This window comes from Nocardioides daeguensis (genome assembly GCF_019192965.1).
Lineage (GTDB): Bacteria > Actinomycetota > Actinomycetes > Propionibacteriales > Nocardioidaceae > Nocardioides > Nocardioides daeguensis.
This window is the reverse complement of record NZ_JAHTKU010000012.1, coordinates 144,040-155,651: the sequence shown is the minus strand read 5'-3', so window position 1 is coordinate 155,651 and position 11,612 is coordinate 144,040. Positions and strand designations below refer to the sequence as shown.

10 protein-coding genes are annotated in these 11,612 nt (G+C 73.2%); 1 reads left to right on the top strand and 9 read right to left on the bottom strand.

The genetic code is table 11. The features are described from left to right. Nucleotides 1–123 precede the first annotated feature (123 nt). The 7 genes from KU893_RS11570 to KU893_RS11540 form a co-directional block, all read right to left on the bottom strand. The gene (locus tag KU893_RS11570; RefSeq protein WP_218234516.1) at nucleotides 124–357 is read right to left on the bottom strand and encodes an SCO4848 family membrane protein; all 234 of its coding nucleotides are present in this window, start codon (nucleotides 355–357) and stop codon (nucleotides 124–126) included. Beyond that, nucleotides 354–1,418, bottom strand: a complete 1,065-nt coding sequence (locus tag KU893_RS11565) for a YihY/virulence factor BrkB family protein (protein ID WP_218234515.1) — start codon at nucleotides 1,416–1,418, stop codon at nucleotides 354–356. The genes KU893_RS11570 and KU893_RS11565 overlap by 4 nt, the downstream gene beginning before the upstream one ends. 32 nt (nucleotides 1,419–1,450) lie before the next feature. Continuing rightward, the gene (locus tag KU893_RS11560; protein ID WP_218234514.1) at nucleotides 1,451–1,957 is read right to left on the bottom strand and encodes a 2'-5' RNA ligase family protein; all 507 of its coding nucleotides are present in this window, start codon (nucleotides 1,955–1,957) and stop codon (nucleotides 1,451–1,453) included. Further along, the gene (trpS, locus tag KU893_RS11555; protein WP_218234513.1) at nucleotides 1,957–3,045 is read right to left on the bottom strand and encodes a tryptophan--tRNA ligase; all 1,089 of its coding nucleotides are present in this window, start codon (nucleotides 3,043–3,045) and stop codon (nucleotides 1,957–1,959) included. The genes KU893_RS11560 and trpS overlap by 1 nt, the downstream gene beginning before the upstream one ends. A gap of 139 nt (nucleotides 3,046–3,184) precedes the next feature. Continuing rightward, a complete protein-coding gene (locus tag KU893_RS11550) occupies nucleotides 3,185–4,411 on the bottom strand; it encodes an MFS transporter (RefSeq protein ID WP_257441597.1) in 1,227 nt (408 codons plus the stop codon). 29 nt (nucleotides 4,412–4,440) lie between these two features. Continuing rightward, a complete protein-coding gene (locus tag KU893_RS11545; protein WP_218234512.1) occupies nucleotides 4,441–5,289 on the bottom strand; it encodes an SDR family oxidoreductase in 849 nt (282 codons plus the stop codon). 18 nt (nucleotides 5,290–5,307) lie between these two features. Further along, complete coding sequence (locus KU893_RS11540) at nucleotides 5,308–6,648, bottom strand: cytochrome P450 (RefSeq protein WP_257441596.1); 1,341 nt, start codon at nucleotides 6,646–6,648, stop codon at nucleotides 5,308–5,310. Between the two features lie 75 nt (nucleotides 6,649–6,723). Between KU893_RS11540 and KU893_RS11535 the strand changes: the two genes are divergently transcribed. Next, nucleotides 6,724–7,332, top strand: a complete 609-nt coding sequence (locus tag KU893_RS11535; RefSeq protein WP_218234510.1) for a TetR/AcrR family transcriptional regulator — start codon at nucleotides 6,724–6,726, stop codon at nucleotides 7,330–7,332. 15 nt (nucleotides 7,333–7,347) lie between these two features. Here the strand turns inward: KU893_RS11535 and KU893_RS11530 are convergent, their stop codons facing one another. After that, nucleotides 7,348–10,851 (bottom strand): ATP-binding cassette domain-containing protein, encoded by a 3,504-nt coding sequence (locus KU893_RS11530; RefSeq protein ID WP_218234509.1) that lies wholly within the window; start codon nucleotides 10,849–10,851, stop codon nucleotides 7,348–7,350. A gap of 94 nt (nucleotides 10,852–10,945) precedes the next feature. Then, nucleotides 10,946–11,611, bottom strand: coding sequence for a DNA alkylation repair protein (locus KU893_RS11525; protein ID WP_218234508.1), 666 nt, complete (start codon nucleotides 11,609–11,611; stop codon nucleotides 10,946–10,948). Between the last annotated feature and the right edge of the window lies 1 nt (nucleotide 11,612).

Here is an 11,612-nt window from a genome sequence, read left to right as displayed (position 1 = left end):
CCCCGGCCCCCGGCGCTCACCCCCGGCCCCTCCCCGCCCCCCGCCCCCCCCCGGCCCGGCTCGACACGTTCGAGCCGGGCCGGTCGCGATTTTCCAGACGCGCTCGGCGCGACCGCCTGACGATCAGCCGTCGGCGGAACGAGAAGCCCGCAGCGCCTTCCACCCCAGCGAGCCGAGCAGGCCGGCGATCACGAAGTTCACGACGATCAACAGGGTGTGGGCGACCCAGTAGCCGGTCGCGCGGTCCTCACCGGCGTCGTAGGCGCTGTAGAGGTTCTTGGCGAAGTTGCCGAAGGAGAAGACGTTCCAGGCGGCGACGGCCAGGAGCAGGATCGCGTGCTTGCGCTCGAACTTCACCTCTCCAGTCTCCCAGAGCGTTGCGAACGCCGGCCGACCCGGGTCACCAGCGCCCCGGCCACGCTCCCGGCCACGAAGGAGAGCACGCTCGCTGCGGGAGCCGAGGACGGGGCGTGCTGCCCGTCGGCCGGCCGCGCCGCGACGGCGGCGGCGATCGCGTCGGCCGCCGGGACCGGAGCCGGCGGGCGCGCGGCCAGGGGGCTGGTCTGCGCCCACGCGGCGGCGTACAGGATCACGCGGGAGAAGTAGTTGATCCACACCAGCAGGATCAGGGCGATGCCGAACGCCTGGAACGCCGGCTGCCCGCGGGTGCTGGTCAGCAGCAGCCCCGAGAGCTGCTTGAGGATCTCGAAGCCGATCGCGCCGAGCGCCGCTCCCGACCACAGGGCGCGCTGCGGGAGCGCCGGGCGCACCAGCAACCGGAACATGAGGAAGAACAGCAGCGCCGAGGCGGCGAGGCCCACCAGCACGGCGAGGATCGCGACCAGCCAGCCGAGCTGGGCGCCGATGCCCACCAGGTCGAGGAACCCGCGGGAGGTGCGGGTGAGCACCGCGGAGGCGATCACGCTCGCGAACAGCACGGCGCCGAGGACCGTCAGGGTGACCAGATCGCGGAGCTTGCCCACGACGAAGCCCGGGCGCAGCCGGGCCGGCATCTCGAACAGCACGACGAGCGCGGACTGGACCGACGAGAGCCAGCCGAGGCCGGCGTAGAGCACACCGACCAGGCCGATGATCCCGACCGTCCGGGCGGCGTCCTGGATCTCGGTGAGGTCGACCTGTCCGTCATCGTGGCCGACCAGACCGGGCAGCACCTCGTTGATCGCCTTCACGAGCGTGTCCTGGGCGTCGGGGAAGACCTGGGAGACCCAGCCGACGACGAAGAACGCCAGCGCCAGGATCGGGAAGACCGAGAGGAACCCGAAGTAGGTCACCCCACCGGCCTGCTGGCTGCCCTCCACCGCGGCGTAGTGCTCCTGGGTCCGCACCGCGTGGTCGACCAGCGGCCACCGCTCACGCAGGTCGGCGAGCTTCGCCTTCGCGCGTTCGACCAGCTTCACGTCTACCTCCGATCCGGCTCACGGCGGGGAGATCAGCCCAGGGGGAAGGTGCGGGTGGACCGCCATCCCTCCTGATCGTGGTGGACGTAGAGGTGGAAGTCGACGACGTCGAAGGCGCACTCGAAGCCCGCCAGGTCGTCGAACGCGCGGTCCAGCGTCGGGTCGTCGAGGTGGTGGGCGACGGTGACGTGCGGGTGGTACGGGTAGTCGAGGGCGACGGCGAGCGGCCCCCGGCGTACGACGGCGGCGAGCTGCTCGCACTGCGAGATCCCCTCGGCGAGGCTGACGAAGACCACCGGCGACACGGGCCGGAAGGTACCCGTTCCGCGCAGGTGCACCCGGAACGGCGCGACCTCGGTCGCGGCCGCGGCGAGGTGCGCCTCGATCTCGGTGAGCCCGTCGGCCACCTCCGTGGGTGGGATCAGGGTGATGTGGCTCGGGACCCCCTCGGCGGTGGGGTCGCCGATCCCGAGCCGGTAGTCGACCAGATCGGTGGCCCACGGCTCCGGGATGGCGACGGCGACGCCGATCACCGGCATCAGCCGGCCTCCGTACGACGCTCCACCGGTGCCACGAACCCGATCCGCTGGTAGACGTCGCGCAGGGTGCCCTCCGCGACCGCCCCGGCGGTCTCGGCGCCCTGCGCGAGCACCTGCATCAGGTGGTCCTGGTTGTCGAGGAGCTCGAGGGTGCGGTCCCGGAACGGGGTGACGAAGTCGACCACCACCTCGGCGAGCTCCTTCTTCAGGTCGCCGTACATCCGCCCGGCGAACTGCTCCTCGAGGGACTGGATGCTCTCCCCCGTCAGCGCGGAGTAGATGGTCAGCAGGTTGCTGACACCCGGCTTCGCCTCGACGTCGAAGCGGACCTCGCTGCCGGAGTCGGTGACCGCCGAGCGGATCTTCTTCGCCGTCACCCGCGGGTCGTCGAGCATCTCGATGATGCCACCGGGCGCGGAGCTCGACTTCGACATCTTCCGGGTCGGCTCCTGCAGGTCGTAGAGCTTCGCGGTCGCCTTGAGGATGTAGGGCTCGGGCAGCCGGAAGGTCTTCTTGAAGCGGCCGTTGAAGCGCTGCGCGAGGTCGCGGGTCAGCTCCAGGTGCTGGCGCTGGTCCTCGCCCACCGGGACGTAGTGGGGCCGGTAGAGCAGGATGTCGGCGGCCATCAGCACCGGGTAGGCGAACAGGCCGACGCTGGCCGCGCCCTCGCCGCCCTTGGCCGACTTGTCCTTGAACTGGGTCATCCGCCGGGCCTCGCCGAAGCCGGTCAGGCCGTTGAGCACCCAGGCCAGCTGCGCGTGCTCCGGCACGTGGCTCTGCACGAAGATCGCCGACTTCGCGGGGTCGACCCCGGCCGCGATGAGCTGGGCGGCGCTGCGCAGGGTGCGCTCACGCAGCAGCTTGGGGTCCCAGTCCACCGTGAGCGCGTGCATGTCGGCGATGAAGAAGAACGGCTGGTGGTCGTGCTGCAGGTCCACCCACTGCCGCACCGCGCCGACGTAGTTGCCGAGGTGGAAGGAGTCCGAGGTCGGCTGGATCCCGGACAGCACGCGCGGGCGCGCGGCTGCCTGGGGCGCAGCCGGCTGCGCGGTCTCCGGCACGGGCGGGTGCTCGGTGGTGGCGGACATGGCAGCGATTCTCTCAGGCGCGCGGACCCGGGGCGAAAGGCCCCCGCGTCCGGCGGACGGTGTCGACCGCGCCCCATGCGGTCTGGTTGCGGATCGGCGCGATCACCAGCCCATTCGCATGGGGTGCGGTACGTCGACCTCAGGCGGCGGCGAGCACGAGCTGGCGGCGGTGCGCGAGGGCGGAGACCAGCAGGATCGCCGTACCGACGGCGGCGAGACCGGCGCCGACCAGTGCGGGCGCGCGGTAGCCGTGCCCCCCGGCGATGACGAGGCCGCCGAGCCAGGCGCCGAGCGCGTTGGCGATGTTGAGGGCGGCGTGGTTCATGGCGGCGCCGAGGGTGACGGCGTCGCCCGCGACGTCCATCAGCCGCAGCTGGAGGTTCACGACCAGCACCGAGCCGGTGGCGGTGACGAGGAAGGCGACGGGCAGCAGCAGCCAGCCGTGGGGCGCGGCTGCGTAGTAGACGAGCATCAGCACGATGCCGGTGATGCCGGAGAGCAGCAGGCTGCGGAACACCGACCAGGCGGCGAGCTCGCCGGCCAGCCAGGTGCCGACGACCATGCCGAGGCCGAGGGCGAGCACGAAGAACGGGACCGTGCCGCGTTCGAGGCCGCCGACGACGGTGACGGTCTTGGCGATGTAGGAGTAGACGGCGAACATGCCGCCGAAGCCGACGGCGCCGACCGCCATGGTCAGCCACACCTGCAGGCTGCCGAAGAACTCGCGGGCCTCCTTGCGCCCGCTCGCCTCGGGGTCGCCCGGCATCGACGGCACCGCGAGGAGCACCATCGCGACGGTGGCGAGGGCGAGCAGGCCGCCGAGGAGGTACGTCGAGCGCCAGCCGACCTGCTGGCCGAGGAAGGTCGCCAGAGGCACGCCCACGACGTTGGCCACGGACAGCCCGAGCATCACGCTGGCGACCGCCCGCCCGCGCCGCTCGCGCACGACCAGGCTGGCGGCGACCAGGCTGGCGACGCCGAAGTACGCACCGTGCGGCAGGCCGTCGAGGAAGCGGGCCACCGCCAGCACGCGGTAGCCGGGAGCGGCGGCGCTGAGCAGGTTGAAGACGGCGTACGCGGCCATCAGGCCGACGAGCATCGCGCGCCGCGGCACGGCCGCACCGAAGAACGCGAGGATCGGTACGCCGACCACGACCCCCAGCGCGTAGGCCGAGATGACATGCCCCGCGTCCGGCACCGAGACGCCGACGCCGTGGGCGATCTCGGGCAGCACGCCCATCGTCATGAACTCGGTGGTGCCGATGGTGAACCCGCCGACCGCGAGCGCCAGGATCGCCAGCGCGGGTCGGTGGTGGGACACCTCCGGGCGCCCCTCGGTCGAGGTCGTCGTCGGCGAGGAGGTCACGAGGGAGGCTAACCGCCGGGGGTGCGGTCCTATTCCACGACGTCGGACGTCTGCGCCCCCCGCCGCGCGCGCTCCTCGTAGGCCGCTCGCGCCCGGGGGTCCGCCGAGCTCAGCACGTCACCGGCGCGGATCATCCTGGTCATCGCGTCCTGGACGACGCGCGGCAGGGCCAGGGTGGTCTTGCTCAGGCCCTGGCTCCAGCGGGGCACCCACAGCTCGGGCTGCGGCTTGCGCACCGCCGACTCGATGACCGCGGCGACGTCCTCGGGCAGGACGGCCTTCACGCCGCGCGCCGCCGGGACGCCGGCGGCGAGCTCGGTGCGGACCACGGTCGGCAGCACCATGCTCACCTCGATCCCCTGGGGGGCGAGCTCCTGGCGCAGCGCCTCACTGAACCCGACGACGGCGAACTTCGACGCCGAGTAGGTCGCGCCGTGGGCCAGCGCGACCCGGCCGACGGCGGAGGCCACGTTGATGATGTGGCCGTGGCCGCGCGCGGCCATCGACGGCGCGACGGCCTTGGTGCCGAAGATGACGCCGTGCAGGTTGACGTCGACGATCGCCTTCGCGGTCGCGTGCGACTCCTCCAGCACCGACCCGAGGGGCATGATGCCGGCGTTGTTGACCAGCACGTCGAACGGGCCGAGGTGGGCGACCTCGCCGAGGAAGGCCGACCACGACTCGGGGTCGGTGACGTCGAGCCGCGCGCCGGCGACGCGCTCGCCGTACTCGTCGGCGACCTGGGCGACGAGGTCGGCGTCGAGGTCGCCGAGCGCCACCCGGGCGCCCTGCCGGGCGAAGCGGTCGACGGTGGCCCGGCCGATGCCGCGGGCACCTCCGGTGACGATGACGGACAGATGGGCGAGGGAGCTGGTCATGACGATGGGTCCTTCGGTTCAGATTCGGGCGAGGTCGATGGGCTGGCCGTCGGTCGGGAACGGCAGCGAGTGGTTGTCGAGCGGAGCGACGTACGACGGGTCGACGCTCCAGCGGCGCGAGCGCAGCAGGTGGTGCAGGATCGCCTTGACCTCGGCGCCGCCGAAGTAGAGGCCGATGCACTTGTGCACGCCGCCGCCGAAAGGCGCCCAGGCGTAGCGGTGGCGACGGTCCTCGGCACGCTCCGGGGCGAAGCGCTCGGGGTCGAAGCGCTCGGGGTCGGTCCACAGCTCGTCCATGAGGTGGGAGAACTGCACCCCCACGGCGACCCGGGTACCGGCCGGGATCCGGACGCCCTCGACCACGGTGTCCTTGACCGTGCGCCGGGCGAGGACGGGCACCGGGGCGCGCAGCCGCAGGGCCTCGCGCATCACCAGGTCGAGGGAGACCAGGCCGTCGAGCTCCGCGAGGGACGGCCGCGGGCCCAGGGCCAGCGACTCGGCCCGGCAGCGCTCCTGCCACTCGGGATGCTGGCCGAGGAGCTGCAGGATCGTGGAGGTGGTGATGGTGGAGGTGTCGTGTGCCGCCATCATCAAGAAGACCATGTGGTTGACCACGTCGTCGTCGCTGAACCGCTCGCCGTCGGAGGTCTCGATGTGGCACAGCACCGAGAAGAGGTCGTCGGTGCGGGTGCGCCGCTTGGCCGGGAGGTAGCTGCGCAGGAAGTCCTCGAGCACCGCCCGGCTGCGGTAGGCCCGTCCCCAGCGGGTGAAGGGGACGTTGGCCCGCACCACGCCGGAGGCGGCCTGCACGCAGTCGATGAACGCGGCGTTGACGCGGGCCATCTCCTGCGCGGAGGTCTGCTCGGCGCCGCCCATGAAGATGTCGGCGGCGATGTCGAGGGTGAGCTCCTTGAGCGCCGGATAGCAGCGGAAGTCGGCCCGGTCGGCCCACTCGGCGATCCCGCGCTCGATGGCGGGGTGCATCAGCTCGACGTAGCCAGAGAGCCGGTCGCGGGTGAACGCCTCCTGCATGATCCGGCGGTGGAGGTGGTGCTCGGTGCCGTCGAGCAGCATCAGTCCCCGCTGGAAGAAGGGGCCGACGAGCTCGCCCCAGGCGGGTCCGTTGACGAAGGCCTTGTCGGCGTTGCGCAGCGCGGTCTCGACCGCGCTGGGGCCGAGCAGGAACACCCAGGTGCTGCCGAGGAACGGGAAGGGCGCGACGGGGCCGTAGTGCTCCCACTGGTGTCGCATCAGGGCCGCGGGATCCCGGGCGTACTCGAAGGCGCGCCCCAGGAGCGGCCAGCCGCGGTCGCCGCGGCGCACTGCCGGCAGCTGCCGGACCTGTCGTTGGGTGCTCACGGGGGCAAGCCTCATTCAGGAAGGACGCCCTGTCAACCTTTGCGGGAGCCATTGCCCCCGTGCCAGAGTGAGACCATGGCGGTGCAGTCGGGGACCTACAAGGGGGTCAGCGCCGAGGAGCGCACCGCCGAGCGCCGACGCCGGCTGCTCGACGCCACGCTGTCGGTGTGGGCCGACCCGGCGTCGCGGACGACGATGACCGCCGTGTGCGCGGCCGCCGGGCTGACCGAGCGCTACTTCTACGAGAGCTTCGCGAACCTCGACGCCGCGCAGAGCGCCGTGCTGGAGATGGTCGCGGTCCAGATCGAGAACGTCAGTCTGGCCGCCGCCGAGCAGGCCGGGCCCGACCCCGCCGCCCGGATCCGCAGCGCCGTGCGGGCCTTGATGGACCTGCTCGTCGAGGACCCCCGCAAGGGCCGGGTCGCCATCATCGAGGCCGGCACGATGCCCTCGCTGCGCGGGCGGCGCACCGAGCTGCTGCGCCACTTCGCCCACCTCGCCGCCGCCGAGGCGCACGAGCTGGAGGGCCTGCGCCGCCGCGACCGCGAGGACGACCTGGCCGGCCTGCTGTTCATCGGCGGCATGGCCGAGGTGGTCACCGCATGGCTCGACGGGGCGCTCGACGTGACGGTCGAGGAGCTCGTCGAGACGGCCACCCGCAGCTTCCTGGGCCTCTACGGCTGAGCGGCCGCTCCCGGCTCAGCCGGCGAGGTGCCCCCACTCCCCCTGCAACGACGACCACGGCCCGACCGCGGCGATCTCACCGTCGACGAGGACGACGACCCGGTCAGCCTGCGCCAGGGCCGCGCGCTTCGAGGTCGCCCCGATCACCGTGGTGTGCCGCTCGCGCAGGGCCGCCCACAGCTCGATCTCGGTGGCGGCGTCGAGCGCGCTGGACACGTCGTCGGCGAGCAGCAGCTCGGCGTCGGCAGCCAGGGCCCGGGCCAGGGCGAGACGCTGGACCTGCCCGCCCGACAGCCGGACACCACGGTGTCCGATCACGGCGTCCGGGCCACCCGCGTCGGCGAGGTCCTCGGCCATCCGGGCAGTCTCGACCGGCTGGGCGATGGCGCGGTCGTGGCCGAGCAGGATGTTGTCGGCGAAGGTCCCCGACAGCACCCGCGGCACCTGGGCGACGTGAGCGACCTGGCTGGGCCGCAGGAAGGTCTCCGGGTCGGCGACGTCCTGCCCGTTCCAGCGCAGGGCACCGCGGTGGTCGATCAGGCCGGCCACCGAGGACAGCAGGCTGGACTTGCCCGAGCCGACCTGCCCGACCAGCAGCACCAGCTCGCCGCGCTCGACGGCCAGGTCGACGCCGGTGGCGCCGATCGTGCCGTCGTCGTGGACGGCGGCGTAGCCGGCCAGCTCGAGGCGCTGCAGCGGGACCCTGGTCGGCGCGGGCGGATCGGGGGCCGTGCCGGCGACGAGGTCGATCCCCTCGGCCATCGCCATCAGGTCGCGTCCGCCCGCGAACCGCGCGGTCGCCCGCTGCCAGGCCCGCACGCCGGGTGCCTCGGTGACGACGGCGCCGGCGACCCGGCCGAACCAGTCGAAGCCGTTGACGGCCGTCGCGACGAGCAGCGCCGTGGCCAGGCCCCAGACGTCCCCCAGGTAGAGCGCCCAGGCGGCGACCACCCCGACCTGCACCATCACGATCGGCACGCCGTCGAGGAAGGCCTGCACCCGGTGCTCGAACACCGCCGCCTCGACCCGGCCGTCGTCGACCTTGCGGAGGTGGGCGTGGACCTGCGGGGTGCGGCCGGCGAGCTTGACGGTGCGAGCCGACTCGACGGCGGAGACGACGGCGCGGCCGAAGCGGGCCCGAGCGGCCGAGGAGCGTGCGGCCGAGCGTCCGGCGATCGGGCGGCCGATCGAGGAGGCCAGGGCGCTGGTGGTCATCACCACCAGCAGCACGCCGCCCGCCAGCCAGGTGCCGGCGGCGAGCATCGTGATCGCGGCGATGAGGAGACCGTTGGTGAAGTCGACCCAGCGGTCGGCGTACCGGGCGTAGCGGTCGGCGTCCATGGACCGGGCGACCACCTCGCCGGGGGGCGTGCGCGGCAGCCGGTGGGTGCGGATCTGCCCGAGCAGCACCGACATCCGCACCCGGAGCATGACCTCGATCCACCAGCGCGGGTAGCGGCGGAAGGCGTCGGCGAGCAGGATCGGCGCGACCAGCAGGCTGACCACGAGGACGGCGACCAGCGCGACCGCCGACTCCCCCGCCTCCAGCCGCTCGACCACCCGGCCCCAGAGGAAGCCGGTGATCGCGCCGAGCGGGGCGAAGACCGTGCCGCCGAGGAAGAGCACCACCGACCAGGCCCCCCACCACGGACGCACCCAGAAGGCGTTCCAGGTGCCCCGCGCCAGGGAGGAGCCGGTGCCGACCTCGGGCCGCTGCGGCGGTTCTCCGGTACGCCGCCGGCCGCCGACCGCGCCCTCGACCTCGATCGCCTCGGCGTCGTCGAAGCCCTCGGTGTCACTGGCCGCGAGCAGCCGGCGAAACGGCCCGTCGACGACGGCGAGCTCGTCGCGCGGTCCGTGCTGGATGACCCGGCCGTGGTCGAGCACGGCGACGGCCTCGGCCCGCTCGATCGTGCTGAGCCGGTGGGCGACCAGGATGCCGGTGCGACCGCTGATCAGCCGGTCGGCGGCCGCGACGACCCGGGCCTCGGTGACCGGGTCCATCCGCGCCGTGGCCTCGTCGAGGACGACGACCTGGACGTGGCGCACCAGCAGCCGCGCGAAGGCGACCAGCTGCTCCTCCCCCGCCGACAGCGTGGTGCCGCCGGGGCCGAGCAACGTGTCGAGGCCGTCGGGCAGGCCGGCCACCCAGTCGGTGAGGCCGAGCTCGTCGACGGCCGCCTCGACCTCCTCGCGGGGCACCGCGGCGAACAGGGTGATGTTGTCGGCGAGCGTGCCGGCGAGGATCTCGGTGCGCTGGGTGACGACGCCGACCCGGCGGCGCAGCTCGTGGAGGTCGAGGGTCGTGATGTCGGCCCCGCCGAGGAAGATCGTCCCGGGCGGGGGCTCCGCGGCGCGCGAGAGCAGCGAGGCGAGGGTCGACTTGCCCGAGCCGGTGCGCCCGACGAGCGCGAGGGTGTGGCCCTCCTCGACGTACAAGGTCACGTCCTGCAGCGCGAACGAGCCCTCGGTGTAGGCGAAGTCGAGGTGCCGGATGCGCAGGTCGAGCGCGCCCGACGGCACCGCTGCGCCCCCCTCAGGCTCGGCCTCGACCGCGAGCAGCTGGCGCAGCCGCAGCACCGCCCCCAGCCCGGCCTGGATGTCGGGCAGCTGGTGGGCGAGGTTGTTGATCTGGCCGACGAAGATCGTCGTCACCAAGAACAGCGTGACCAGCTGCGCCACACCGAGGTGGTCGCCGCTGACCAGCACGACGCCACAGATCGCGATCGCGGCGAGCAGGCCGTGGAGCAGCAGGCCGACCTTGATCGCCAGCCGCGCCTCGATCATGAGGACGCGGCGGAACTTCTCGTGGACGTCGGCCGAGAGCTGCGCGAGACGGCGTACGGCGAACGCCTGGCCCAGGCTGGTGCGCAGGTCGTCGCGCCCGGCGACGCCCTCCTCCAGGGCCGCAGCGTGGTCGGTCCAGGCGGCCTCCTCGATCACCTTGCGGCGGGCGATCTCGACCAGCGCGGGACGCATCACCCAGACCGTCACGGTGCCGACGAGCGGGAACAGCAGGAAGGCGGGCCACCAGGTGAAGCCGGCGACCAGCCACATCGGCACCGAGGCGAACCCGGTGCGCATCGCCAGCCAGATCTGCTGGCGCAGCAGGGTGCCGACCTCGTGGGTGTCGTCGTCGACCCGGTCGAGGACCTCGCCGACGGCCTGCTCGGTCAGGTGGGCCAGCGGCTGCTGGAGCGCGGCGCTGAGCAGGTCACCGCGCAGTCGGCCCTCGGCGCGGTCGACGACCCCGGCCCAGACCACGCGACCGGCGGTGTCGATGGTGGCGGCACCGACGACGAAGAAGGCGAGCCAGGCGACCAGGTTCCCCGTGGGGTGGTCGGCGATCCGCCCGGCCACGACGGTGCCGAGCGCCTGCCCGAGGGCGGCGACCGCGACCGCGGCCACGGCGAAGCCCGCGGCAGGCGTGCGCAGGCGGCGCCAGTCGACGCTGCGCGCCGGGTCGCCACCGACAGCGGGCCGCTCAGGAGCATCGGGGCGGGTCAGCGTCGTGGTCATCGCGACCAGCGTAGGTTCCGGCGCCGACACTTCGCCTCCGAATAAATTCCGGCGAAGGCGGCGTCCGGCAGGCGATTGCGGACTCGTCTGCGGCCTACAGGTGCTTGCTGGCCTCACGGCGGCTCAGCGGGCTGAGGTCGTGGGTGGCGGCGTAGTCGCGGACCCAGTCCGGGTACTGCCGTGCCACCTCGCGCAACGACCACCCGACCGCCTTGCGGATGAAGAACTCGCGGTCGGCGAGGTTGGGCTCGAGCACCGCAGCCAGCAGCTCGAGGTCGACCCGCTCCTTGCGCCCCAGCTGGGAGATGATCGCGAGACGGCGTACCCACAAGGACGTCGGGTCGGTGGACCAGCGCACGACGACGGTCGCGGTCTCGGACGGGTGGGCGTCGTGCAGGTCGGCGATCCGGTGGGCGGCCTCGTCGACGTGGTCCCACCAGGCGCCGGTGCGCGCGACGTGCTCGTGGAAGGGCACCAGCGACAGGTCGCCCTTGAGCGGCCGCAGGCCGAGCAGCGCGGCCGCGGCGTACCTCTCCTCGCGGTGGGTGGCGTCGTCCCACAGCTCGCGGGCGGAGAGCGCCAGGACGCCCGGGTCGTCGATCCCGAGCTCGCGCACCAGCGCGCGGACCAGGCGGCGCACCTCGGGGACGCGCACCCCGAGGAAGGGCATCGCGGACTTCATGTAGGCCTGCTGGCCCGGCGCCAGGGACGCGTCGGCCGCGGCCCGCAACGAGGTGCGGACCGCGGCCGGCAGCGACACG